The following is a 24,691-nucleotide window of genomic DNA, read 5'->3' as shown; positions in this document are numbered from 1 at the left end:
CGCCGGACGCGGACGCCACCGGATCCACCGCCACGGCACATCGCGCTTCGGCGGGTGCGGAGTGCTCCGGGCACCGCCGGGAGCCCCCTCTGCCCGAAGAGCCCCTTCCCGTGGCGCATCCTCGCCGGAAGGGGCTCTCCGCTCGCGCGGTCGGGCGCGGGGGTCAGTTCACGTAGACCGTGGTGCCGCCGGCCGTCGCGTCCACGACGGGGCTGTACCGGGCGGTCAGATACGCGGTCGGCGCCGTTCCGCAGGCCGGTAGTGCCCCGCTGACCAGCTTGAACGGCTGGTTGACGAACTGCCACGGAGCGCCGCCGGGTGCGGTGGTGCCGTTCACGGGGCCGCCTGCCTGGAAGGTGCAGGTGACGGTCGGGCCGGTGGTGGTCACCGTGTAGGAGATCACCAGGGGACCGGTCGACGGCAGGATCTGGATCGGGTAGCCCGAGGTGTCACTGACCGTCATGGTCGCCGGGAGGTTGCCGACGGTGACGCCCACAACCCCGGTGACGGTCGGTGAGTTGTCGAAGCACGAGGCGATCGTGAAGGGATTGAGCAGCTTGATCGCCGCCGTGCCCGGTGCGGCCGGGTTGGACAGCGTCTGGCCCACCCAGCTCGACTGCTTGCAGAACAGGCCGACAGAACCGCCGGGGGCGGTGGGAAAGTTCAACGGTGTGCCAGGGGTGAGCGAGGACTTCAGAATGTCACCCGGGATGACGGCGGGGCCGCCGGGCACGGTCTGGCTCAGGACGGGGAAGGCGGCAGCCGACGGGGTTGCCGCGGCCGCGGGGACGATGGCTGCGAGCAGCGCCGCCGGCAGAGCGGCGGCGAGAGTGCTGATTCTTCGCATGGGGCGGTTCCTCCAGGAAGTAAGAGGTTCACCGTACGGAGTCGTGCGAAAGCACACTGTCCTCTCGATTACCTGTCCATGACAGACGTAAGGGCATATTGGCCGAAACCGACACCTCTGCGGATCAGAGGCCGATGAGCCCGATCTGCTTGCCGCACAGGCGGGCCATGTCGTCGATGTCCGACGTCAGGATGACCACGGGTCCGGGCTGCCGCAGGGCCGCCTCCGCGACGGTCGCGTCGATGGCGTACTTGTGCCCATGAAGGCCGGTCGCCTTGAGTAGCCGCGCCGCTTCCTTGGCCGTCTCCTCGGTGACCGCCTCCACCTTGATCCTGGACAGTGCCCACTGGAGCCGCGGCATGTTCACGCGGGAGTGGCTGACCTCCACGATGGTGTTCGCGCTGATGATCAGATCCGCGCCCATCTCGTGGAACACCTTCAGCAGGCCGAGGACCTTCCGGTCCTGGGCGACCCAGGCGGACAGGCCCTCGCTGTCCAGGACCACGGATTCGATGTGCTGACTCACGCGGCGCTCGCGCCACCTGTGGTCTGCGTCGCTCCCGTGATTCGCGCACGGGCCTCGGCCAGCTCCTCTTCGCTGAAGGATCCGTGCTCGTCCTCGTAGCTCCGCAGATCGGCCCCGAGCAGTTGGTGTCTGATCTGGCGGGCCACAGCTTCGGCCACGTAGCCGGAGACGTTGTCAGTAAGCTTTTTCAGCTCTGCCACCTGCTCGGTCGGCAGCGTGACCGTGATTCGGGTCGTGTCAGCCATACGGCGAGCATACCGCGGTATGCGCGCGGTGGCCTTCCTTCAGGGCCGCCAGGCGTGCGAGAAGTCCGAGGGCCGAGCCGTGTCGTCGCCCCATGTGTGTGCCGTCACCGGACGTGAAGAGCTCAGATCGGCTCGATCGCGATACGCGGATGGCACAGTCGGCGCAGGTCGTCCACGTCGCTGGTCACGACCGTCACATCGCCGTGTTCCGCGTGTGCGGTTGCGGCCAGCATCGCGTCGATGGCGTAGATGTGACCGTGAAGTCCCGCGGCGACCAGAAGCTTGCTCGCCGCGCGGGCGGTCTCTTCCGTGATCGGTCGCACCTTGGTGAGGGAGACCGCGAAGTCGAACGCCGCCTGGACGACCTTGGGATCGCGCGCCTCGACCAGGGTTGCCGCACTCGTCACGATCAGCAGGTCGAGGCTGCGAGCCACGTCCAGCCAGACCGCCATGCCGCGGTGCCGACTCGAGAGCTTGGACAGGGCCTCGCTGCCCAGTACGAGCGTGCCGCTCACTTGGTCACTCGGGGGCGGGACGACTGAGCAGCGGCGCGTGTGCGCCTGTGGTCGGTTGGCCCTATGCGACTGAGCACTGTCATTCTGCCGATCTACCGCTGGCACGAGCAGGGGCGGGAGGTGTGGCAGCGGGCGGAGAGGCTGGGTTTCCATGCCGCCTACACCTATGACCATCTGTGGTGGCGGAGCTTTCGGGACAAGCCCTGGTTCGGGGCGGTGCCGACGCTGACGGCGGCCGCCACGGCCACCTCCCGGGTACGGCTCGGCACCCTCGTGACGTCAGGCAAGCCTCGTTCATGCATCACGGGCTGACCTGCGGGGAGTGCTGCTACCCCGGTCAATCGGCGGGGCGCCTGTACGGATTGATGAACGGCTTGGGCTCGCGGCCCACGTCTGCTGTTACTGGGAGCATTCGTGGGCCGGCGGTGTAGTAGCGCCCACGAGCTTCGCCATGCGAGTCCAACCAGTGCAGCGCCACCATCTGGCGCATGTCCCGGATGGATTGCTGCTCGCTGAGCTCGGCATCGATCTGGTACAGCTTCCTCCGTACCTTCTGGCCGAGGAACGCCGGGAGGAGCGCGTAGGTGGCACGTTCATCCAGGCCAGACCGTTCGGCTTCGTCGGCCAGCCGAATCCAAGCGCGGGACAATAGTTCGACTCGCCGTTGGGCGCCTTGGGCCTGGCGGTGGTGTGCCGTGAGGCAGAACTTGATCCATTGACTGGTGTCCGTCGTGGGGTTCCACACCGGGCCACCCATCAGTTCCAGGACGGCGTAGTAAGCGAAGGTGTTCTGTCCACGTCCGAGCCACTCCTCGATGGAGGAGAACTCGGCAGGCATGAGCGCTTCGCGCGCGAACACCAAAGTGGACAGCGCTCGCGACATGCGACCGTTGCCGTCTGCCCAGGGGTGAATCTTCACCAGGTTGAGGTGGGCCATGGAAGCGCGAACATGAACGGGAGACCCCAAATCTCCGTCGTTCAACCAGGCGACCAACTCGGCCATGAGCCCTGATACGGCGTCGCTCTCCGGCGCGGTGTAGACCGGTACCAGTTCATCGTCTGGATGGGAGATGTAGACCGGCCCTCTCCGCAGCCGACCTGGACGTTTCCCAGGCTGGTGCTCCTGGATCATGTAGTGGAGACCGTTTATCAGTCCCATGTCGTAACGGAACTCATCTCCGGCATCGGACAGCGCCTGGATGTACGTCATCGCTTGGCGATAGCCCTCGATCTCATGCCGGGTTTCATCGCTGGTTTCGAGCGGTGCTTCGCCAGCCATGAGAGCTTCGACATCGTCTACCGTCGCTCGGTAGCCCTCGATCGTGTTCGATCCTGCGATCGCGCGCGCGGTGAGGTTGCGTCGTAGTTGCTTCGTCCACCGTTGCTGGGGGCGCACATAGTGCCGCAACTCTTCCCGCATCTGCTCGATCTCCTCGAGTACACGCAGGTCGGCGTCATCCAAGGCCGGTGTCTCGTACAGCATGACTCAATGACACCATGATTGTGTCATCTAGGCAATCGCCTGCTTACCGTCGGGAGCGCCGCAGTGAGCGGGCCACCCGTATCGTCGTCTCCATGCGTCTGAGCACTGTGATCCTGCCGATCTACCGCTGGCACGAGCAGGGGCGGGAGGTGTGGCAGCGGGCGGAGAGGCTGGGTTTCCATGCCGCCTACACCTATGACCACCTGTCGTGGCGGAGCTTTCGGGACAAGCCCTGGTTCGGGGCGGTGCCGACGCTGACGGCGGCCGCCACGGCCACCTCCCGGGTACGGCTCGGCACCCTCGTGACGTCGCCGAACTTCCGCCACCCGGTGACGCTCGCGAAGGAGCTGATCACCCTGGACGACGTGTCGGGCGGCCGGATCACCCTCGGGATCGGGGCCGGCGGCACCGGGTTCGACGCGACCGCCCTCGGCCAGGTGGCCTGGACACCCCGGGAGCGGGCCGACCGGCTCGACGAGTTCGTACCGCTGCTCGACCGGCTGCTCACCGAAGGCGCGGTCACCCAGCGCGGCACGTACTACTCGGCGGAGGAGGCCAGGACCATCCCCGGGTGCGTGCAGCGCCCCCGGCTGCCCTTCGCGGTGGCCGCCACCGGCCCGCGCGGCCTGCGGCTGGCAGCCCGGCACGGCCAGGCGTGGGTGACCACCGGCGATCCCGCCCTCTTCGAGACCGGCACTCCGGAGCAGTCACGGCAGGCCATCCGCGGCCAGATCGAACGCCTCGACGCCGCCTGCACGGAGATCGGCCGCGACTCCGCCGAGCTGGACCGCATCCTGCTGACCGGCTTCACGCCCGACCGCAACACCCCCCTGGATTCCCTCGACGCCTTCGTGGACTTTGCCGGCCGGCACGCGGAATTGGGCATCACCGAGATCGTGATCCACACCCCGATCCCCGACTCGGACTGGGACACCGACCCGAAGGTCTTCGAACGCATCGCGACCGAGGCCCCGGCCCAACTCGGGCGGTGAGCCGCCTCCGGCGCGCCGCGCCGGGACACCGGACGGTCCTGAGGCGATATCCCGCCGAGGCGGGGTAGCCGCCACGGCACAGCAGTTCGATGCCAGGACCTCCGAGGAGAAGCATGTTCGCACTCTCGTCCCGTCGGCTGCGCGCCACCGCGCGCCGGGTCTTCGGCTGGGAAAAGCTACGGCCGGCCCAACTGGCGGCGATGAAGGCGGTGATGAAGCGCCGCGACGTGATCGCCGTGATGCCGACCGGTTCGGGGAAGTCCGCGATCTACCAGGTGCCCGCGGCGCTGCTCGGCGGTCCCGTGGTGGTGGTCTCGCCGCTGATCGCCCTCCAGCGCGACCAGATGCAGGGCCTGCTCGACTCAGGCACCCTGCGCGCCGCGGCCGTCAACTCGGCGCAGCGCCGGAGTGACAACGACACCGCGTGGGACAGGATCAGCGCCGCGTCGATCGACGTGGTCTTCCTCGCACCCGAGCAACTGGCAAAGGAGGACGTGCTCGACCGGCTCGCCGCTGCGCAGCCCAGGCTGCTGGTGGTGGACGAGGCGCACTGCGTCTCGTCCTGGGGGCACGACTTCCGGCCTGACTACCTGCGGCTGCGCCACGCGCGCGAGCGGCTGGGGAATCCGCCGGTGCTGGCGCTGACCGCGAGCGCGGCGGCCCCGGTGCGCCGGGACATCGCGGAACGCCTGGGCATGAAGGACCTGGTGGAGATCGTGGCCGGCTTCGACCGGCCGAACATCGCCCTGGAGGTGACCGCCTTCCAGGACGAGGCGGCCAAGGACCGCTTCGTCCTGGAGCGGGCGGCCGTGGAGGAGAAGCCCGGGATCGTGTACGCGGCGACCCGGCGGGCGGCCGACACCCTCGCCCGGGAGCTCGCCGACCTCGGGCTGGCCGCCGAGAGCTACCACGCGGGGCGGTCGGCGGGTGACCGCGGTGACGTCCAGGACCGCTTCCTCGCGGGCGGGTTGGACGTCGTGGTGGCGACCTCGGCGTTCGGGATGGGCATCGACAAGGCGGACGTGCGGTTCGTGCTGCACGCGTCGGTACCCGGGTCCCTGGACGCGTACTACCAGGAGATCGGCCGTGCGGGCCGGGACGGGGCACCGGCCCGGGCGATCCTGGCGTACCGGGCGAAGGACCTGGGGCTCCAGCGGTTCTTCGCCGCCGGGGCGCCGGACGCGGACGCGCTGGGGCGGGTCGCCGAACGGCTGCGGAAGGAAGGGGGCACCCTGGGCGCGACCGCTTTGCGGGCGGAATGCGAGCTGAGCGCCACCCGGCTGGCCGCGGTCCTCAACCTGCTGGAGGAGGCGGGGGCCGTCCGCACGGCACGGGACGGCAGCCGCTGGGTCGGGGACGACGATCCCGACGGCCACGGCATCGACGACGCCGTCGAGGCCGCGCTCGCCGTCGACACCACGCACCGCAAGCTGGAGCAATCGAGGGTCGAGATGATGCGGGGGTACGCCGAGAGCGTCGACTGCCGGCGCCGCTTCCTGCTCGGCTACTTCGGGGAGACCGTCGCCGTTCCCTGCGGCGCCTGCGACAACTGCACGGGCACGACGGCATCCGCCACCGCCACCCTGGGCGTTGCGGAGCGTACTGCGGGCGGCGGTGAGCATCGCGGTGCGAGCGCCGCTGCGGACCGTGCTGCGGGCGGCGATACGGCGGCACCCGCGGTCACCGGCGGGCGCCGGATGCGGTTGCGGCGCGACAAGTCCGGCGCCGCCCCCGCCCCCGCCAAGGGACGAGCCACCGCAGGCGACCCGTCCCACCCCTACCAGCCCGGCGTCGGCGTGCGGCACGAGCAGTGGGGCGAGGGCGAGGTGATGAGCGAGGGCGACGGCAAGCTGACCGTCCTCTTCTCCTCCGTCGGCTACCGCACCCTGTCGCTGGCCGTGGTCACGGACAAGAACCTGCTCGCCCCCCTCCCCGACCGCGCCCGCTGACCGAGGGCCTGCTGACGGGGCCCACTGACGGGTGACCTGCCGATGGAGGGACCTGCTGACGGAGGGACCTGCTGATGGAGCGGGGGCGCCTACTCCGCGTCGCCGCGCGGTGCCGCGGTCTTGAACCGCTTGGACAGCACGGGATCGGTCTCCCACCACAGGCCGTTCGCTCCCGCGCCGGTGCCGGTGCCGGTCGGGGGAGCGGCCGGTGCCTGACGGTGGCTCTGGACCTGCAGGCGGCAAATCAGCCCGGGTATCAGGGCGAGCGGCGGCATGAACACCGCTGCTGTGCTGAGCCCGGTGGCGCGGGCGGCCACCCGAGCCGTCTCACCGTCGGCCACCTCGACGGTGACCGTGTTCGACCTGCTGCCCCCGCCGCTGACCCGCACCGTGTGCCTGCCCGGCTCCACGGTGAAGGGTTCCACCTCGCCCTGCCGGACCTGACCGGCCTTGACCCCGTCGATGACGACGTTGAAACTTCCCGTCCTGCCGAGAGGTGGGGCCTCCGCCCACACCATCACTGTCGCGTCCATCGACTTCCCCCCTGTCCTCGTGCGCCCGAACGGGCGCACGAAGGCTATGCACCACGCAGCGCTGCCGACAAGTGACTTGTGTTCAGTCGGCGGCGTCCCTGCCGTCGCTGTCCTGTTGGGTGCCGGTGCCGGTGCCGGTGCCGGTGCCGGTGCCGGCCCGCTTGCCGGTGCTCCGGTCACTGCTGCCGTCGCCGGCCGCGCCGCCGGAGGCCAGGGTGTCCATACGGCGGGCGGCGATCTCGCGGTCGGTGGCGGCGGCGATGAATTCGGGCACGGCGGCCGGGCCGACCAGGGCGCGGACGGCGGCGACGGTGGAGGCGGGCAGCGGCACCCGGACCGGGGTCTCCTGAGGCGGTGCCTGACGGGTGGGTGCTGCCGGGCCGGCGGCAGGGGTGTCGGGGGCCGCGTCGCCGAGGTGGCGGCGGACGTGCTCGGTCGCCCGCAGACGCATCGCGCGGGCGAGCTCCGCGTCAACGGTCTGCTGGGCCAGCGGCCGCAACCGCCGGACCAGGGCGGCGGCCTCTGCCGCCTCGGCGTCGCTGGGCGGGCGCTCGAGGAAGCGGGGGAAGACGTATTCGGTGGTGAATTCGAGAAAGCGCTCCGAGATGTACTCCACCTGCCCCCGCAGTTCGCGCAGATGGCCGGTGATCGCGCCCAGCGGCACACCGGCGGTGTGCAACTCCACCGCGACGGCCAGCTCCCTGGGGCTCGGCACCTCGAACTCGTCGTCCGTACCGGCGACCGCCTCCAGCACCCCGAGCTGGAGCGCCTCCTCCACCGCCGACAGGTCGGCCGCCCCGCCGAAGGCGGCGATCAGCTCGGGCAGGCCGATCCGCACCGGCTGCTCGTCCGACCAGGGCCGGTCCACCTCGCCGACCAGGCCGAGGACGCCGCCGAGCCCGGTGCCGGAGTCCCACGCGGCCAGCAACTCCTTGATGCTGGCCAGGGTGTAGCCGCGCTCCAGCAGCTCGGCGATCCGCCGCAGCCGTTCGAGGTGCGTGTCGTCGTACACGTTGGCCCGGCCGTGCCGCTCCGGCTTCGGCAGCAGCCCGCGGTCGGTGTACGCGCGGATCGTGCGGACCGTGGTCCCGCTCAGCCGGGACAGGTCCTCGATCCGGTACCCGCCCTGCCCGGCGTCGCTGGCGGTCGTCACCCGGCGGCCCTCACTTTTTCCCACCCACGTGCTCGCACTCATCCCTCGGTCGTCATGAGGCCGCCGTACGGCCGGCCGGTCCCGCGGCCCCCCGGGCCGCGGGGGAGACGGCCAGATACTCGACCGCCCTGTCCAGCGAACCCTCCTGCGACGGATGGTACGACCGGCGCAGATAGCGGGGCATGGCGGCGTGGAGCGAGGCCCAGGACGGCAGCAGTCCACGGCGGGCCGCGGCCCTGTGGTCCTTGAAGCGGTATCTGCCGCCGGCGAGCTTCGGGTCGTGCCGCAGCAGATACCGGGCGCCGGCCGTCCACAGGTAGAACAGTGTCGGCCAGGCCAGCGCCATTCCCTCCACCCGGCGCAGATAGCGCACCGCGCTGCCGCCGCCCGTGTGCTGGTACATGTCGAACGCCACCGATCGGTGCTCGACCTCCTCCGCGCCGTGCCAGCGCAGCAGGTCGAGCATCACCTCGTCGGTGCCGGCGCCGTCCAGCGCCCCGGCGTCCAGGATCCAGTCGCCGAGCACCGCGGTGAAGTGCTCGATCGCGGCTATCAGCGACAACCGGAAGCGCAGCCACTCGCGCCGCGGTATCGGTGCGCCCCACGGCGGCTTCTCCCCGAGCAGCACGTCGAACATCCACTCCACCTGGCGGGTGTAGGCGGTGGTGTCGAGGTGCTGCTCGGCCAAGTGCTCCAGCACGTACGCGTGCTGCACGCTGTGCGTGGCCTCCTGGCCCATGAAGCCCTTGACGTCCCTGAGTAGCTGCTCGTCGGTGACCAGCGGCAGCGCCTCCTTGAAGACCTTCACGAACCACCGCTCACCCGCGGGCAGCAGCAGGTGCAGGACGTTCATGACGTGCGTCGCGGTCGGCTCGTCCGGAATCCAGTGCAGCGGGGTCTGCTTCCAGTCGAACGAGACGCGGCGCGGTTTTATGGGGTGACTCACGGGCGTGGCCTCCTTACCGATGGCTGGGCGGGAACGTGCGGGGCCGGGACACCGGCTACAGCTTGGGGTCGACCCGGGCGAGCGCCCGCAGCGCGCCCGGTGACAGCCGGGACAGCAGCCGGGCACCCCGAGCCTCCGGCGTGACCGGGACGACGGCACTGTCCCGCAGCACCGCCCTGACGACCGCGCCCGCGACCTTCTCCGGCGGGTAGTTGCGCAGCTTGTAGAGCCGGGCGCTCTTCGCGCGGCGGCGCTCCTGCTCCTTGTCACCGACCCCGGCGTGCCGGGCGCTGGCGGTGATCGGGGTGTTCACCAGGCCGGGGCATATCGCGGTCACGCCGATGCCGTGCGGCGCCAATTCGGCACGAAGGCACTCGCTGAGCATCAGCACCGCGGCCTTCGAGGTGCTGTAGGCGGGCAGTGTCCGCGACGGCAGGAAGGCGGCGGCCGACGCTGTGTTGACGATGTGGCCGCCCTCGCCGCGCTCGACCAGTTGGCGTCCGTAGAGCCGGCAACCGTGGATCACTCCCCACAAGTTGACGTCGAGCACCTGCTTCCAGTCCTCGGGTGTGGTGTCGAGGAAGGAGCCGGCGAGGCCGATGCCCGCGTTGTTCACGACCACGTCGGGCACGCCGTAGCTGTCGAAGGTCCTGGCGGCCAGCTCCTCCATCGCCGCGGCGTCGGACACGTCGACGGTCTCGGGCCAGGCCTCGGCCGCGCCGATCTTCAGAGCGAGCTCCGCGGTGTCCGCCCCGCCCTCGGTGTCCCGGTCCACGGCCACCACCCGGGCTCCGGCTTCGGCGAACGCGAGCGCGGTGGCCTTTCCGATCCCGCTGGCCGCGCCCGTGACCAGCACCAGCTGTCCGCCGAACCGCTCCCGTGCAGCGGGGAGTGTCCGGCCCAGCGCGGAGGCCGGCAGCTTCGCGGCTCTCCCGGCCTTCCCCGCCGGTGCGCTGCGCGATGTCGGCCGCGCCCCCGCGGCCGGCCCGCTCAGCGCGGCCGCGGACCCGGCCACCAGGCCGCCGCCCGCCCCGCCGCCGGTCTCCACCGCGGTGACGAAATCGGCGATCCAGCGGGCCAGTTGCTGCGGCCGGGAGCGCGGCACCCAGTGCTTGGCGGGCAGCGTGCGCCGGGTCAGCCGCGGCACCCAGTGGTCCAGGTCGTCGTAGAGCCGCTCCGAGAGGAAAGCGTCGCCGGTCGGGGTGATCAGCTGGACGGGGACATGCGCGTACGGGTCGGAACGCGGCTTGCCGAGGCGCTGCCGCACGTTGTCGCGGTAGAGCCAGGCACCGTGCGCGGCGTCCTGGGGCAGCGAGGCGGTCGGATAGCCGTCGGAGGGCAGCTTCTCCACCCGGGCCAGCAGCTTGGGCCACTGCCTGCCGAGCACGCCGCGCCAGGCCAGCTCCGGGAGCACGGGGGTGTGCAGGGCATACACGTACCAGGACTTGACGCCCTGGCCGAGCACCTGTGCGGCCCGCCGGGGTGTGGGGCGGCGCACCCGGCGCCTGATCCAGTGGCCGAAGTGGTCGAGGCAGGGTCCCGAGACGGAGGTGAAGGACGCCAGCCGGCCGGCGGTGCCCGGCACGGTGGCGAACTCCCAGCCCTGCACGGAACCCCAGTCGTGGCCGGCCACGTGCACCGGCCGGTCGGGGCTCACCGCGGCGGCGACCGCGAGGAAGTCCTCGGTCAGCTTCTCCAGGGTGAAGCCGCCCCTGAGCGGATCGGGGACCCCGGAGCGCCCGTGCCCGCGCACGTCATAGAGGACGACGTGGAAGCGGTCGGCGAGCAGCGCGGCGACCTCGGCCCACACCTCTTTGCTGTCCGGGTAGCCGTGCAGCAGCACCACCGTCGGCCTCGCCGCGTCACCGAACTCGGCCACACACAGCCGGACCCCGTCCGCGCCTGTCACGAACTGCTCGTCCGCCCCGCCCGATTCTTCCGTTCCACCCGCCGTGTCCATCCCGCCCACCCGCCCCTGCCCGCCACGCGCCGCGCTGCGACGCCACCATCCGAAGCTGACATCAATCACTGTGACATCGCCCGATGGCACGGTCAAGGCCTGGTCACGTGCCTGTGGAAAGCTCTCCGCCGCCGGCCGATCGCTGACCGTGGTCGTAGCTACCCCTACGGGTGGTCAGCCCCCAGGAGTACACAGATCCGGCACCCCGGACTGACGCCAGGCTGTGGCGCGGGCCACTACGGTCTCCATGTGACTGTGATCGCTACCGAAAGCCTGAGCAAGCGGTACCCGAGGGTGACCGCTCTTGACCGGCTGTCCGTGGACGTCATCCCCGGTGTGACCGGGCTGGTGGGCGCCAACGGGGCCGGGAAGTCGACCCTGATCAAGATCCTGCTGGGGCTGTCCCCGGCGACCGAGGGTCGCGCCGCCGTGCTCGGACTCGACGTGGCCACCGAAGGTGCCCGGATCCGCAGCCTGGTCGGCTACATGCCCGAGCACGACTGCCTGCCGCCTGACGTGTCGGCGACCGAGTTCGTCGTGCACATGGCCAGGATGTCCGGGCTGCCGCCCACCGCCGCGCGGGAGCGCACCGCGGACACCCTGCGCCACGTCGGCCTGTACGAAGAGCGGTATCGCCCCATGGGCGGATATTCGACCGGCATGAAACAGCGGGTCAAGCTCGCCCAGGCGCTGGTCCACGACCCGAAACTGGTGCTGCTCGACGAGCCGACCAACGGCCTCGACCCCACCGGCAGGGACGAGATGCTGGGCCTGATCCGCCGGGTGCACACCGACTTCGGGATCTCGGTGCTCGTCACCTCCCATCTGCTCGGGGAGCTCGAGCGCACCAGCGACCACATCGTCGTCATCGACGGCGGCAAGCTGCTGCGGGCCTCCTCCACCAGCGACTTCACCCAGGCCACCGCGTCACTCGCGGTCGAGGTGACCGACCGTGAGAGCGAGCTGCTCGATCTGCTGACCGGCGCCGGACTCACCGCGCAGGCCAGCGGGCATCTGCTGCTGGTCGACATCGCCGACGACGGGACATACGACACGGTGCGCGACGCCGTCGCCGGCCTCGGAGTCGGTCTGGTGCGGATGGAGCAGCGCAGGCACCGGATAGCCGAGCTGTTCATCGACGACGACACCACCCCGACCTGGGAAGACACCCCGAGCAAGGAAGGAGACGGCCGTGACGCAGCCTGACGTCGCCGCCCCGGGCGGCCCTGCGGGCCCCGCCGCGGGCGCCCGAGCCGGTTCACCCCCCGATGTCATCCACAACATCGGCTACCGCAACTACACCGGCCCCCGTCTCGGCCGCGGCTATGCCCGGTTGGCCCTGTTCTCGCAGAGCCTGCGCGGCGCCTACGGTCTTGGCCGCAGCGCCAAGTCCAAGGTGCTGCCGATGATCTTGTTCGGGGCGATGTGCGCACCCGCGCTGATCATGGTCGCAGTGGCGATCTTCGCCGACCGGAACGACCTGCCGGTCGCCTACACCCGCTACGCGGTCCTGCTCCAGGCGGTGATCACTCTCTTCGTCGCCTCCCAGGCACCCCAGTCGGTCAGCCGCGACCTGCGCTTCAAGACGACCCCGCTGTACTTCTCCCGCCCCATAGAGCGCGTCGACTACGTGGCGGCCAAGTACGCGGCCCTCACCGTCGCGCTGTTCCTGCTGACGGCGATACCGCTTGTCATCCTCTACGTCGGCGCGCTGCTGGCGAAGCTGAGCTTCGCGCACCAGACCGCCGGGTTTGCGAAGGGCCTGGTGTCCGTACTCCTGCTCTCCCTGCTCTTCGCCGGAATCGGCCTGGTCATCGCAGCCGTCACCCCGCGCCGCGGCTTCGGGGTCGCGGCGGTCATCGCGGTGTTCGTGATCACCTACGCGGCAGTCTCCGTCGTCCAGGCGGTCGCCGACTCCCAGGAGAAGTACGAGGCCATCGGCTGGCTCGGACTGTTCTCGCCGATCACCCTGATCGACGGCTTCCAGACCTGGTTCCTCGGCGCGGACTCCGCCTTCCCGCACGGGTCGGGACCGTCGAACGCCGGGATCGGCATCGTCTACCTGCTGGTGCTGGCAGGGATCGTCGCGGGCACCTTCGGCCTGCTGATGAACCGCTACCGGAAGGTGGGCCTGTCGTGACCACGATCAGCATCGACAACGTCTCCCGCTGGTTCGGCAATGTGGTGGCGGTCAACGACATCACCATGACGATCGGCCCCGGTGTGACCGGCCTGCTCGGCCCCAACGGCGCGGGCAAGTCCACCCTGATCAACATGATGGCGGGATTCCTCGCGCCCTCCAACGGCAGCGTCACCCTCGACGGCGCCACCATCTGGCGCAACGAGCAGGCCTACCGCGAGATCGGCATCGTGCCCGAGCGCGAGGCGATGTACGACTTCCTCACCGCGCGGGAGTTCGTCGTCGCCAATGCCGAGCTGCACGGCCTGCCCCACCCGGAGGCCGCGGCCCAGCAGGCGCTGGCCACCGTCGAGATGGAGTACGCGCAGGACCGGCGGATCGAGACGTACAGCAAGGGCATGCGGCAGCGCGCGAAGATGGCGTCAGCCCTGGTCCACGAGCCGTCCGTGCTGCTGCTCGACGAGCCCTTCAACGGCATGGACCCCCGGCAGCGGCTCCAGCTGATGGATCTGCTGCGCCGGATGGGCGCGGCGGGCCGCACCGTGCTGTTCTCCTCGCACATCCTGGAGGAGGTCGAGCAGCTCGCCCACCACATCGAGGTCGTGGTGGCGGGGCGGCACGCGGCCTCGGGCGACTTCCGCAAGATCCGCCGCCTGATGACCGACCGCCCGCACCGCTATCTCGTACGGTCAAGCGACGACCGGCTGCTGGCGTCCGCGCTGATCGCGCACGCGTCCACCGCGGCGATCGAACTGGACCTGCGGGAGGACGCCCTGCGCATCCAGGCCGTCGACTTCGCCGGATTCACCGAATTCCTGCCCCGGATCGCCCGCGACCACGGCATCCGGCTCTTCACGGTCTCGCCCTCGGACGAGTCCCTGGAGAGCGTGTTCTCCTACCTGGTCACGGCGTAAGGAGCCGAGCGACATGTCCGTCACCACCGCCCCGGCCGGCCGCGGCGCCCTTCAGCCGCAGGCCACGGGACCCAGGCTCTACCACCCCACCGTCGCCCGGCTCACCTACCGGGCGCTGCTCGGCCGCCGCCGCGCCCTGCTGCTCTTCGCTCTCCCGCTCCTCCTGCTGATCATCGTCAGCGCGGTCAGAGCCCTGGCGGGCACCGACGACTCCACCGCCAACGACGTGCTCCAGGGCTTCGCACTCAGCGCGATGGTGCCACTGGTGGGTGTCATCGCGGGCACCGGCGCGATCGGCCCGGAGATCGACGACGGCGCCATCGTCTACCTGCTGGCCAAGCCGATCAGGCGCGGCACGATCATCTTCACCAAACTGCTGGTGGCCATCGGCGTGACCATGGCCTTCTCCGCGATACCGACCCTGCTGGCCGGATACATCCTCAACGGCAACGGGCAGAACATCGCCGTCGCCTTCGCGATCGGTGCGGCTGTGGCGTCCGTCGCCTATGCCGCGATCTTCCTGCTGCTCGGCGTGCTCACCCGGCACGCGGTGGTGGTCGGGCTGGTCTACGCACTGGTGTGGGAGGGCCTGATCGGCAATGTGGTGCCGGGGGCGCGGACGCTGAGCGTCCAGCAGTGGGCGCTGGCCGTGGCGCAGAAGCTGGCTCACGGCGACGTGGTCAGCTCGGACGTCGGCCTGCCGGCGAGCGTGGTGCTGCTCGCCGTGGTCACGGTGGTGGCCACCTGGTTCGCCGGGCGCAGGCTGCGCAGCCTCAAGCTCGCCGGGGACGAGTGACATGTGCCCGGCGGTGAAGCGCAGGCACTGACAGGCGCTGGCTGCCGGGCCGGCCGGTGACGGGCGGTACGGCCGCGACGTCGGCGGGCAGCGTACAGCGCGGCGGTGAAGACTGAGGTCGATGGCCCAGCAGACCACGCAGGCGGCGCGGACCCTGTCCACCCGGGTCCGCGTCGCGGCGCACCGGCTCCGCCGCGTCACCCCGCGCGACGCGTGGCGTTTCGCCGCGCTCTGGGCGCGGTCGTCGCCGGGCACGCACATCTGGCTGGTGATCCTGGCGGCCACCAGTGCGGTGATGGCCCTCGCACCGCCGGACGTCCGCTCGCATCTGCTGCACCACTTCAGCACGAACCTGATCGAGCTGCACCGTCACCCGATCCGCGTACTGATCGGCAGCGCCTTCTGGATCCAGACCCCGTCCGGCTTCGCTTTCTACACGGTGCTCTTCGAGGTGGTGCACGCGCCCGCGGAGCGCTGGCTCGGGACCTGGCGCTGGCTGTTCACCGCGGCCACCGCACACATCGGGGCGACCCTGGTCAGCCAGAAGGCGGTCTTCTTCGGTATAAGGGACGACCGGCTGCCGCACTCCCTGGCACACACCGTGGACATCGGGGTGAGCTACGGGCTGGCAGGGGTTGTCGGGGTGCTCGCCTATCGGGTCCCGCGGCCGTGGCGCTGGTTCTATCTCGCGGCGGTCCTCGGCTTCTTCGCCTACCCGCTGCTCGACGACGGCACGTACACCGACCTCGGCCATCTGACGGCGGTGCTGATCGGGTTGGGCTGCCACGCGGTCACCCCGCTCGTGCCCGTCACCGGGAACCGGAACCAGGATGGAGACCGGAACGGGAAGAGGGACGGGAACGGGAAGAGGGACCGGGACGGGGAGGAGCAGCGGACCGAGGGCGAGGTCAGAACGGGCCGAAGAGCCGGTTGAGTACCGGCACGATGCCGTCCGCGTCGTTCGAGGCGGTGACCTCGTCGGCGATCTGTTTCAGCTCGGGGTGCGCGTTGGCCATGGCCACGCCGTGGCCGGCCCAGGCGAACATCGGCACATCGTTGGGCATGTCGCCGAAGGCGATGGTCTCGGCGGCCGTCACCCCGAGCCGCCGTGCGGCCAGTGACAGGCCGGTGGCCTTGGTGAGGCCCAGCGGCAGCAGCTCCACGATGCCCGCCCCCGCCATGGTGGCGCTGACCAGGTCACCGGCCACGTCGGTGGCCACCTGGGTCAGTTCGTCGTCGGACAGGTCCGGGTGCTGTATGTAGAGCTTGTTGATCGGCTCTGCCCACAGCTGGTCGGTGCCGGTGACGTGGACGACGGGCAGCTCGGGGTTGTAGATGTACCCGGGACCGATGAGCACCTCTCCGGTGAGCCCGTCCCGGCCGGCGGCCACCGCGAGCGGCCCGACCTCGGCCTCGATCTTGGCCAGCGACAGGGCGGCGAGCTGCCGGTCCAGGGTGACGGACGTCAGCAGCCGGCCGGCCCCCGCGTCGTAGACCTGCGCGCCCTGCCCGCAGACGGCGAGGCCGGAGTAGCCGAGGTCGTCCAGCACGTGAAGGGTCCACGACACCGAGCGGCCGGTGACGATGATGTGTGCGGCACCTTTCGCGGCCACCGCGGCCAGCACGTCACGGGAGGCCTGCGAGACGGTGGCGTCGCTGCGCAGCAGCGTCCCGTCCAGATCGGTCGCGACCAGCCGGTAGGGGAGCCCGTGCGGCCCGCCCGGTTCGTGCGCGGACGGGCCCGCGCTGGCCTCGGTGCCGCTCACTTCGCGGCGGCGGAGAACGCGGATGTGGCGGAGGCGACCGGTTCCAGTACGTCGCGGCCACCCAGGTAGGGCCGCAGCACCTCGGGCACGCTCACCGATCCGTCGGGCAGCTGGTGATTCTCCAGGATCGCCACGATGGTGCGGGTGACCGCGCAGAGCGTGCCGTTGAGCGTGGCGAGCGGCCGGGTGCCGTCGGAGTCGCGCATCCGCACCCCGAGCCGCCTGGCCTGGAATTCCTGGGTGTTCGAGGTGGAGGTCAGCTCGCGGTATTTGCCCTGGGTCGGGATCCACGCCTCGCAGTCGAACTTGCGCGACGCCGAGGCGCCGAGGTCGCCCGAGGCGAGCTCGATCACCTGGAAGGGCAGTTCGAGCGAGGTCAGCCACTGCTTCTCCCAGGCCAGCAGCCGCTGGTGTTCGGCCTCTGCCTCCTCGGGAGTGGTGAAGACGAACATCTCGACCTTGTCGAACTGGTGCACCCGGAAGATGCCGCGGGTGTCCTTGCCGTAGGAGCCGGCCTCGCGCCGGTAGCACGACGAGAAGCCGGCGTAGCGCAGCGGCAGCCGGGCCGCGTCGATGATCTCGTCCATGTGGTAGGCGGCGAGCGGGACCTCGGAGGTGCCGACCAGGTAGAGGTCGTCCTTGTCGAGGTGGTAGACGTCGTCCTCGACCTGGCCGAGGTAGCCGGTGCCCGCCATGGCGGCGGGCTTGACCAGGTTCGGCGTCAGCATCGGGGTGAAGCCGGCCGCGGTGGCCTGCGAGATCGCCGCGTTGACCAGGGCGAGCTCCAGCAGGGCGCCGACACCGGTGAGGTAGTAGAAGCGCGAGCCGGACACCTTGGCACCGCGCTCGGTGTCGATGGCGCCGAGCATCTCGCCGAGTTCCAGGTGGTCGCGGGGGGTGAAGCCCTCGGCGGCGAAGTCGCGCGGGGTGCCGTGCTGTTCGAGGACGACGAAGTCCTCCTCGCCGCCGATGGGGGCGTCGGGGTGGACGAGGTTGCCCAGTTCCAGCAGCAGTCGCTGTGCCTCGTCCGCGGCCTGGTGCTGCTCGGCGTCCGCGGCCTTGACCGCGGCCGACAGCTCGCCGGCCCGGCGCAGCAGCTCCGCTTTCTCGTCGCCCTGTGCCTTGGGGATCAGCTTGCCCAGCTGCTTCTGCTCGGAGCGCAGCGCGTCGAACCGGGTGCCGGACGCCCTGCGCCGCTCGTCGGCGGAGAGCAGGGAGTCGACAAGCGCGACGTCCTCTCCACGGGCGCGCTGGGAGGCGCGAACACGGTCGGGGTCCTCACGAAGCAGGCGAAGGTCGATCACGGCTACAGGCTACCGGGGCGAGGCCGTCGCTCGCGACAACTTAGGGGCTTTATGCCCGCTTTGAGTACTTCGTGGCAAAAGCGGGAGAAATACCGATAACGGGCGTAAAGGCAGCTCGTCAACCCTATTGCGGACGTCCCTCCCGAGGGGCATCCGGCTTGTGGAGAACTGGAGTTGATCATCGTCCCCGCGGTGAGTTATCCACAGGGCACTCCATGATCTCCACGGTTTGTCCACAGGGTGTGGGGAAGGTCTGTGGAGGAACGGAAAGATCATTCCCGGGGTCTGATGCGCGGCTATGGATTCCCCGTCAAAACCCGCTCCACACGCACTTTCGAGTGAGAAATACTCCCTCGGACGAGTGTCTCGGACGAATTGTGCTGACGAGGGCGCTCCTGCGTCACTCTGTGATGCCTTGCAGCCTGTGTACCGATTTGTCGACTAGGTCGGCTTCTCCTGTCGACTTGTCCCCAGTTACCCACAGGCTGTGCGACCTACCTGTGGATAACTCGTCAGTAGCTGTGCAGAACCTGCAGAACAGTTCAGCCCCGCCCGTCGAGCGCCCGGTTCAGCCAGTCCGCGGCCTCGGTGAACTCCGCGTCCCCGGTGCCGCGGGACACCGTCCCGGCCACCTCGTCGGCGCGCGGGTAGGACCCGAGGAAGCGGACGTTCAGGCAGCGCCGCCGCAGGCCCATCAGCGCCTCGCCGACCCGCCGGTCGGTCAGGTGCCCCTCGGCGTCCACCGAGAAGCAGTACTGCCCCAGGCCCCGGCCGGTCGGCCGGGACTCGATCCGCATCAGGTTCACCCCCCGGATCGCGAACTCCTGAAGGAGTTCGAGCAGCGCGCCGGGGTGGTCGTCGCGCAGCCAGAAGACCGCCGACGTCTTGTCGGCCCCGGTCGGCGCCGCCAGCCGCGCCGGGCGCCCGACCAGCACGAAGCGCGTGGTGGCGTTCTGCGCGTCGTGGATCTCGGTGGCCAGCGCCTCGAGGCCGTACGTCGGGGCCGCGAACTCGCCCGCGAAGGCGCCGTCGAAGCGGCCCTCCTGCACCAGCCGGGCGCCGTCGGCGTTGGACGCCGCCGACTCCCACACCGCGTCGGGCAGGTGCTCGGCCAGCCACTGCCGCACCTGGATCTGCGCGGCCGGGTGCCCGGTGACCGTCTTCACCGCGGCCAGGTCCGTGCCGGGCCGTACGAGCAGGGCGAAGGCGATCGGCAGCAGCACCTCGCGGTAGATCATCAGCGGACCGCCGAACGCCAGCTCGTCCAGGGTGGCGGTGATGCCGCCCTCCACGGAGTTCTCGATCGGCACCAGCGCCCCGCCGGCCTCGCCGCCGCGTACCGCGTCCAGTGCGGCGGGCACCGAGACCATCGGCACGAGCTCGCGGGTCGCGGCCTCCGGCAGCGAGCGCAGCGCGGCTTCCGTGAAGGTGCCCTCAGGGCCCAGATACGTGTATCGGCTCGCCGGCGACATGCGATCAGCCTAACGGCCCCCAGGGCGTGGGCCGTACGGGTCACGACTGGCAGGACACCCGCCCCCGCCCTCACCCCTCCAGCAGGCGCTGTCCCACGTACTCGCCGGGTCCCGCCCCGCCCGGCACCGCGAACAGCCCGCTCGACTCGTGCCGCAGGAAGCGCGACAGGCCGTCGCCGCCGTCGAGCTTGCGCTGCACCGGCACGAAGCCCTTGAGCGGGTCCGCCTGCCACGCCACGAACAGCAGCCCGGCGTCCGGCGCACCGTCCGCGCCGATGCCGTCGTGGTACGAGAACGCCCGCCGCAGCATGGCCGCGCCGCCGTTGGACGCCGCGGCCGCGACCCGGATGTGCGCGTCGCCCGCGATGGCGAGCGAGCCGTCGGCCTCGACCTTGCCCAGGTCGACCGGGGTGGATTCGGTGCCGCCGGACAGCGGGGCACCGTCGGACTTGCGCCGCCCGATGACCTTCTCCTGGCGCGCCACCGGCAGGTGGTCCCAGTCGTCGAGCAGCATCCGGATCCGCCGCACCACCGCGTAGGACCCGCCCGCCATCCATGCGGGCGACCCCTTCGCCGGTACGAAGACCCGCTGTTCGAAGTCCTGGTCCGCGGGCTTCGGGTTGTTCGTGCCGTCGATCTGCCCCATGAGGTTGCGCCCGGTCATCGGGTGCGCGGTGGCGCCGGGGGTGCGGTTGAAGCCGTTCATCTGCCAGCGCACCGACGCCGTGTCCCTGGCCGCCTTCTGGAGCACCCGCAGCGCGTGGAAGGCGACCAGCGCGTCGTCCGCACCGATCTGCACCCACAGGTCGCCGTTGCTGCGCCCGGCGTCCAGCCGGTCGCCCGCGAAGTCGGGCAGCGGCGCGAGCGCCTCCGGCAGGGCCGCGCCGAGGCCGGTGCGCCCGAAGAAGCTGCGGCCGAAGCCGAAGGTGACGGTCAGCGAGGAGGGGCCCGCGTCGTACGCCACCTGGTCGTCGTACGCCGCCGGGGCCGAGGGGCGGTCGGCGCGCGTCATCGTGCGCACCGCGTCCGACCAGTGCCGCAGCAGGGCGGCGGCGGCCTTGCGGTCGGCACCGGCCACCAGGTCGAAGGCGACGAGGTGGCCGCGGGCCTGCGCGGGCTGCACGATGCCCGCCTGCCGGGCGCCCTCGAAGGGGATGTGCGCCGAGCCGACCGTGGTCAGAGCGGTCGGCTCCGCGCCCACCGCGGCCGTCACGCCGGCGCCCGCCGCGCCGCCTGCGACCAGCCCGGCCGCCCCGACGGCGCCCGCCGTGCCGAGCAGCCGCCGCCTGCTGATCGCAGCGGGCCGCTCCCGTCCCGGGCCGCCGCCGTCGCCGGAAGCGGCGCCCTTCCCGGCGCCGTTGCCCGCAGCCGTGCCGCTTCCCCCGGCTGTACCACCGCTTGCGCCCGCACCGCCGCCCGTCGCTGTGCCGCCGCTTGCGGCTGTGCCGCCGTCCGCGGCTGTGCCGCCGTCCGCGGCTGTGCCGCCGTCCGCGGCTGTGCCGCCGTCCGCGGCAGTGCCGCCGCTTGCGGCTGTACCACCGCCCGTCGCCCTACCGCCGTCCGAGGCCGTACCGCCGCCCGTCGCCATGCCGTCGGCCGCCGGGCCGCCCGCCGCGGTGGTGCCGCCGCGGGTGGTCCCGATCCTGCCTGCCTTGCTCATGCCTGCTCGCTCACGATGTGATCCGTATGGTGCTCGTCACCGTCACCTCGTCGATGTCCGAGGTACGGATGGTCAACGCGACCTGCCAGTCGCCGGCCAGCGGCAGCTGCACGGAGGACGCGATCCAGTGTCCTGCCCCGAAGGGGCTCACCTTCGCCGGCAGCGGGCCGAGGTGCTGCGCGGGCAGGGTGAAGGCCAGCCGTACTTCCGGCGCCTTGATCGGCAGCCCGGCTGCGTCGGTCAGCTCCAGGTGCACGACGGCGGCGGTGGCTGCCCGTGTGGGTGACATGCTCAGCCCGGCGGTGCCCTTGCCGCCGGGACCCCCGGTGTCGAAGGGGATGCGCAGGTCCACGTTCTGCGGCGGGATGGGGGCGGCGGAGGGTGTGGCCGCGCCGGGTGCGGCGGGTGCGGACGCCAGCCCCTTCTGCTCCTCCGCGGCCCTGCCGGGCTGGCTGCCGCTGAGCATCGTGGTGACGGTCAGCAGGACCACGGCGATACCGGCCTCGGCAAGGACCGAGCGGCGCAGCGCCACCCTGGACGGGTCGGCGTCGCGGACCTTCCGCTCCCGTGCGGCGGTACGGGCCGCCTGCTGCCTGCGCAGCTGCGCCATGCGCCGCGGATCGCCCGCGGCCTGGTCCGGGTCCGCGGCGGCCGCTCCCGTACCCGTACCCCGGCCGCCCGCGGCGCCGTTCGCCGAGCCCGAGCCCGAGCCCGAGCCCGAGCCCGTCGCAGTGTCGGTCGCCGTGCCTGTCGCGGTGTCCGCCGATGCCGGCGCCGAGGCGCTGCCCGCGGCGTCCGGGCCGCCGGCGCCGTCCCCGCCCTGGCCGCGCGTGCCGCCCGTGACCTCGGCGGCACCCGTGACATCGGCGGCCTCGGGGCCGCCTGCGGCCGCCTTGACCGCCTGACGGGCCGTCTGCCTGCCGACCTTCCCGGCCGGGGCCGTCGCCGCGGCCGTGGCCTTGGCCGCCGCGGGTTCGCCGATGGACTGCGTCCAGCGGCGTGAGAACCAGGCGACGCACACCAGGGTGCACACCAGCGAGATCTTGATCAGCAGCAGCCGCCCGTAGGAGGTGTCGGTGAAGGCGCGCCAGCTGCCGAGCTGCCGCCACGCCTGGTAGGTGCCGGTGGAGACCAGCGTGGTGATCGCGGTGAGCGCGATGGCGGAGAACCGGCGTACGGCGGCGCGTTCGACCGTACCTGCGGTGGACGGCGCGCTCAGCGCGGTCAGCAGGGTGATCAGTCCGCCGAGCCAGACCGCCATGGACAGCAGGTGGATCACGTCGATCGGCATCGCCAGCTTCCGCTGGATGCCGACCGAGGCGTGCTCCGCCATCGCCCAGGTGGCCGCGATGCCGACGGCGACGACACTGCCGCCGATGCCGAGGCCCCACGCCAGGTCGGTGCGTTCCTCCGGGTCCTCCCGTTTGGCGTAGCTGCCGAAGAGCACGGCGAGGAAGACCGCCGCGGCGGACAGCAGCAGCAGCCGGGAGACCAGGGCCGCGCCCGGCCGGGTCTCCAACTGGGTGCGGATGACATCGAGGTCGAAGGCGTCGCCGAGCCCGCTGCCGTTGACGTAGGGGCCGCGCAGCATGATCAGCGCGATGGTGGCCGCGACCAGGGCCGCCCAGCCGCCGGCCACCAGGCGCTGGAGGGGTCGCAACAGGGCGCCGCGCGGCCAGCACACGGACAGGAAGACGCAGCCGCCGACGAGCAGCGCGAAACTGCCGTAGGCGACGTAGCGGGCGACCCCGTAGAGCGTGCCCGCGGCGCCGCCGCCGAGCGCGGCCTGGTCGGACAGGTCGACGGTGGTCTTCGAGGGCGCGCCGACCGAGAAGGTGAAGGCGCCCGCCACCGGGTGGCTGTCCTGGGAGACGGCCTTCCAGGCGACGGTGTACGTGCCGTTCCCGAGCCCGGCGCGCAGCGCGACCGTCGCGGTGGACCCGGAGTCCTTGCCGGTCGCGTGGCCGGGCGTGCCCGTGGCCACGTCGGTGCCGGCCGGGTCGAGCACCCGCAGCGAGTCGGCGGACAGCAGCACACCTTCGGAGAAGGTGAGCACCACCTGCTGCGGCGCGGTCTGCACCACGGAGCCGTCCGCCGGATTGGTACGGATCAGCGCGGCGTGCGCGGACGCGGGTGTGGCGGTGGCCAGCAGCACCGCGAAGAGCGCGCAGCAGGCGGCCGCGAAGGCCGCCAGCCTGCGCACCGGCCTCCGCGGGCGGCCGGCTGCCGGACGGCGTACCGGCGACGGCATGGCCGCCGAGCGCGGCGCGTACCCCGGCGCGTACCCCGGCACGTACAAGCGTCTTCTCATCGTTCGCTCAGCCCCTCGGGTGATACGTCGTCGGCCGCACGGGCACCGTGACGGTGACCGTGGCGGGCGTGGCGTGGGTGAAGTGGAGCCTTACGGTGATCCGCTCGCCCACCGAGGGCATGTGGGTGAGTGTTTCCAGCATCAGGTGGTCGCCGCCGGTGCCGAGGGTGAGCCGGCCTCCCGCGGGGACGGTCAGCGAGGTCACCTGGCGCATGGTGGTGCCGGTCGTCGTGTGCAGGGTGACATGCGCGGCCAGCGGTGTCGTCACCGCTGTCAGTTGCGCGTCCGTGCCACCGCTGTTGGTCACCGTCACATACGCGGCGGCCTCGTCGGTCAGCAGCGGCCGCGGTATGTATCCGCCGCTCACCGCGAGCTTGGCAGGACTCCCGGAACCGGGGCCCTGGCCGTGCCCGGCGAGGCCGGCCGCGGCGCCGCTCGCCGCGGCCACCGCCGCCACTCCGCCCAGCGCGCCCAGGAGCGCGCGCCGCCGTTTCACGGCGCCTCACTCCTGATGATCTTCGGCAGGTCGTGGGCGAACTGCTCGGCCGTGGTGCCGGACATGTAGAGCACGTGGCCCTTGTCGTCCTTGGGCCAGAAGGCCAGCACCTCGGCCCCGTGGGTGACGGTGACACTGCCGTCCTTCTCCTTGACCGGCGCGTCGATCCCGACGCCGACGGACCGGGCCGCGGCCTGGATGGCGGTGAAGTCGCCGGTCAGGCCGATGAAGCTCTTGTCCATCGCGCCGAGCCACTCGGTCAGCCGGGCGGGGGTGTCGCGTTCCGGGTCGGAGCTGACGAAGACGACCCGGAGCTTGTCCTGGTCGGCCTGCGGGAGCTTGGCCTTGGCAAGGGCCAGGTCGCTCATGGTGGTCGGGCAGACGTCGGGGCAGTGGGTGTAGCCGAAGAAGAGCAGCGTGGGATGGCCCGCGGTCTGCTTGACCAGGTCGAACGGCTTGCCGTGGTTGTCGGTGAGGTGCAGCTGCGGCTTGGCGAAGGGGGTGTCGAGCAGCGTGCCCGGCTGGGTGGAAACGCCCTTCACCTCAGCCAGGCTGTTCGAGCCCTGCGCCGCGTCGGAGCCGGCGTCGGAGCCGGACGAGCCCCCGCAGCCGGTGAGCAGCAGGGCGCAGGCGGCGGCGAGTGCGACGGCGCCGGTCTTGATGGTGGTACGCATGACGATGGT

23 protein-coding genes and 1 pseudogene are annotated in these 24,691 nt (G+C 71.3%); 8 read left to right on the top strand and 16 right to left on the bottom strand.

Annotation, left to right across the window (positions count from 1 at the left end; all coding sequences use genetic code 11):
• Positions 1 to 163: 163 nt before the first annotated feature.
• The 4 genes from ACGFMP_RS02495 to ACGFMP_RS02480 form a co-directional block, all read right to left on the bottom strand.
• A complete protein-coding gene (locus ACGFMP_RS02495; protein WP_393669757.1) occupies positions 164 to 847 on the bottom strand; it encodes a hypothetical protein in 684 nt (227 codons plus the stop codon).
• Positions 848 to 971: 124 nt separating this feature from the next.
• Entirely contained in the window at positions 972 to 1,373 is a 402-nt protein-coding gene (locus ACGFMP_RS02490; protein WP_393669756.1) for a PIN domain-containing protein, read from the bottom strand.
• Positions 1,370 to 1,618, bottom strand: a complete 249-nt coding sequence (locus tag ACGFMP_RS02485) for a hypothetical protein (protein WP_393669755.1) — start codon at positions 1,616 to 1,618, stop codon at positions 1,370 to 1,372. Before ACGFMP_RS02485 ends, ACGFMP_RS02490 begins: the two co-directional genes overlap by 4 nt.
• Positions 1,619 to 1,740: 122 nt before the next feature.
• Positions 1,741 to 2,133, bottom strand: a complete 393-nt coding sequence (locus ACGFMP_RS02480; RefSeq protein WP_393669753.1) for a type II toxin-antitoxin system VapC family toxin — start codon at positions 2,131 to 2,133, stop codon at positions 1,741 to 1,743.
• Positions 2,134 to 2,196: 63 nt separating this feature from the next.
• Between ACGFMP_RS02480 and ACGFMP_RS02475 the strand changes: the two are divergent.
• Positions 2,197 to 2,439 (top strand): annotated as a pseudogene (locus tag ACGFMP_RS02475) (LLM class flavin-dependent oxidoreductase); the annotation flags it as partial.
• Between the two features lie 31 nt (positions 2,440 to 2,470).
• On the opposite strand, the gene ACGFMP_RS02470 reads toward ACGFMP_RS02475, so the two are convergent.
• Positions 2,471 to 3,616, bottom strand: a complete 1,146-nt coding sequence (locus tag ACGFMP_RS02470) for a Fic family protein (protein WP_393669752.1) — start codon at positions 3,614 to 3,616, stop codon at positions 2,471 to 2,473.
• A 92-nt stretch (positions 3,617 to 3,708) separates the two neighbouring features.
• On the opposite strand from ACGFMP_RS02470, the gene ACGFMP_RS02465 reads away from it, so the two are divergent.
• Together ACGFMP_RS02465 and ACGFMP_RS02460 are read left to right on the top strand one after the other, a co-directional pair.
• Positions 3,709 to 4,608: an LLM class flavin-dependent oxidoreductase gene (locus ACGFMP_RS02465; RefSeq protein ID WP_393669751.1), complete on the top strand. Its 900-nt coding sequence runs from the start codon at positions 3,709 to 3,711 to the stop codon at positions 4,606 to 4,608.
• 113 nt (positions 4,609 to 4,721) lie between these two features.
• A complete protein-coding gene (locus tag ACGFMP_RS02460; RefSeq protein WP_393669749.1) occupies positions 4,722 to 6,557 on the top strand; it encodes a RecQ family ATP-dependent DNA helicase in 1,836 nt (611 codons plus the stop codon).
• Positions 6,558 to 6,646: 89 nt separating this feature from the next.
• Here the strand turns inward: ACGFMP_RS02460 and ACGFMP_RS02455 are convergent, their stop codons facing one another.
• The 4 genes from ACGFMP_RS02455 to ACGFMP_RS02440 all read right to left on the bottom strand — a co-directional run bounded on the left by ACGFMP_RS02455 (position 6,647) and on the right by ACGFMP_RS02440 (position 11,149).
• A complete protein-coding gene (locus tag ACGFMP_RS02455) occupies positions 6,647 to 7,090 on the bottom strand; it encodes a hypothetical protein (protein WP_393669748.1) in 444 nt (147 codons plus the stop codon).
• An 82-nt stretch (positions 7,091 to 7,172) separates the two neighbouring features.
• Complete coding sequence (locus ACGFMP_RS02450) at positions 7,173 to 8,285, bottom strand: MerR family transcriptional regulator (RefSeq protein WP_393669747.1); 1,113 nt, start codon at positions 8,283 to 8,285, stop codon at positions 7,173 to 7,175.
• Positions 8,286 to 8,295: 10 nt separating this feature from the next.
• Positions 8,296 to 9,189, bottom strand: a complete 894-nt coding sequence (locus ACGFMP_RS02445) for a metal-dependent hydrolase (RefSeq protein ID WP_393669746.1) — start codon at positions 9,187 to 9,189, stop codon at positions 8,296 to 8,298.
• Between the two features lie 55 nt (positions 9,190 to 9,244).
• Entirely contained in the window at positions 9,245 to 11,149 is a 1,905-nt protein-coding gene (locus tag ACGFMP_RS02440; RefSeq protein WP_393669745.1) for an SDR family oxidoreductase, read from the bottom strand.
• A 249-nt stretch (positions 11,150 to 11,398) separates the two neighbouring features.
• Here ACGFMP_RS02440 and ACGFMP_RS02435 point away from each other — a divergent pair, with 249 nt between their 5' ends.
• From ACGFMP_RS02435 to ACGFMP_RS02415, 5 genes are all read left to right on the top strand, one after another.
• Positions 11,399 to 12,355, top strand: coding sequence for an ABC transporter ATP-binding protein (locus ACGFMP_RS02435; protein WP_393669744.1), 957 nt, complete (start codon positions 11,399 to 11,401; stop codon positions 12,353 to 12,355).
• Positions 12,356 to 12,422: 67 nt separating this feature from the next.
• A complete protein-coding gene (locus ACGFMP_RS02430) occupies positions 12,423 to 13,289 on the top strand; it encodes an ABC-2 transporter permease (RefSeq protein ID WP_393670305.1) in 867 nt (288 codons plus the stop codon).
• The gene (locus ACGFMP_RS02425) at positions 13,286 to 14,203 is read left to right on the top strand and encodes an ABC transporter ATP-binding protein (protein ID WP_393669743.1); all 918 of its coding nucleotides are present in this window, start codon (positions 13,286 to 13,288) and stop codon (positions 14,201 to 14,203) included. Before ACGFMP_RS02430 ends, ACGFMP_RS02425 begins: the two co-directional genes overlap by 4 nt.
• A gap of 13 nt (positions 14,204 to 14,216) precedes the next feature.
• The gene (locus tag ACGFMP_RS02420) at positions 14,217 to 14,999 is read left to right on the top strand and encodes an ABC transporter permease subunit (RefSeq protein WP_393669742.1); all 783 of its coding nucleotides are present in this window, start codon (positions 14,217 to 14,219) and stop codon (positions 14,997 to 14,999) included.
• Positions 15,000 to 15,120: 121 nt separating this feature from the next.
• Positions 15,121 to 15,933 carry a rhomboid-like protein gene (locus tag ACGFMP_RS02415; RefSeq protein ID WP_393669741.1) on the top strand — a complete coding sequence of 271 codons (813 nt, stop codon included), beginning with the start codon at positions 15,121 to 15,123 and terminating at the stop codon, positions 15,931 to 15,933.
• Here the strand turns inward: ACGFMP_RS02415 and ACGFMP_RS02410 are convergent.
• The 7 genes from ACGFMP_RS02410 to ACGFMP_RS02380 all read right to left on the bottom strand — a co-directional run bounded on the left by ACGFMP_RS02410 (position 15,908) and on the right by ACGFMP_RS02380 (position 24,682).
• Positions 15,908 to 16,765: an HAD family hydrolase gene (locus ACGFMP_RS02410; protein WP_393669740.1), complete on the bottom strand. Its 858-nt coding sequence runs from the start codon at positions 16,763 to 16,765 to the stop codon at positions 15,908 to 15,910. The two genes, ACGFMP_RS02415 and ACGFMP_RS02410, sit on opposite strands and share 26 nt — an antisense overlap.
• The gene (serS, locus tag ACGFMP_RS02405) at positions 16,762 to 18,069 is read right to left on the bottom strand and encodes a serine--tRNA ligase (RefSeq protein ID WP_393669739.1); all 1,308 of its coding nucleotides are present in this window, start codon (positions 18,067 to 18,069) and stop codon (positions 16,762 to 16,764) included. Before serS ends, ACGFMP_RS02410 begins: the two co-directional genes overlap by 4 nt.
• 542 nt (positions 18,070 to 18,611) lie before the next feature.
• The gene (pheA, locus tag ACGFMP_RS02400) at positions 18,612 to 19,541 is read right to left on the bottom strand and encodes a prephenate dehydratase (RefSeq protein WP_393669738.1); all 930 of its coding nucleotides are present in this window, start codon (positions 19,539 to 19,541) and stop codon (positions 18,612 to 18,614) included.
• A gap of 70 nt (positions 19,542 to 19,611) precedes the next feature.
• On the bottom strand, positions 19,612 to 20,835 hold the full coding sequence (efeB, locus tag ACGFMP_RS02395; protein ID WP_393670303.1) for an iron uptake transporter deferrochelatase/peroxidase subunit: 1,224 nt from the start codon (positions 20,833 to 20,835) through the stop codon (positions 19,612 to 19,614).
• A 376-nt stretch (positions 20,836 to 21,211) separates the two neighbouring features.
• Complete coding sequence (locus ACGFMP_RS02390) at positions 21,212 to 23,452, bottom strand: copper resistance CopC/CopD family protein (RefSeq protein WP_393670302.1); 2,241 nt, start codon at positions 23,450 to 23,452, stop codon at positions 21,212 to 21,214.
• A 67-nt stretch (positions 23,453 to 23,519) separates the two neighbouring features.
• Positions 23,520 to 24,008, bottom strand: a complete 489-nt coding sequence (locus ACGFMP_RS02385) for a copper chaperone PCu(A)C (RefSeq protein WP_393669737.1) — start codon at positions 24,006 to 24,008, stop codon at positions 23,520 to 23,522.
• Positions 24,005 to 24,682 carry an SCO family protein gene (locus ACGFMP_RS02380; RefSeq protein WP_393669736.1) on the bottom strand — a complete coding sequence of 226 codons (678 nt, stop codon included), beginning with the start codon at positions 24,680 to 24,682 and terminating at the stop codon, positions 24,005 to 24,007. Before ACGFMP_RS02380 ends, ACGFMP_RS02385 begins: the two co-directional genes overlap by 4 nt.
• Positions 24,683 to 24,691 lie beyond the last annotated feature (9 nt).

This window comes from Streptomyces sp. NPDC049040, assembly GCF_043197715.1.
Classification (GTDB): Bacteria; Actinomycetota; Actinomycetes; order Streptomycetales; family Streptomycetaceae; genus Actinacidiphila.
The sequence above is the reverse complement of the archived record's forward strand: the minus strand, read 5'-3'. Positions and strand labels throughout refer to the sequence as shown.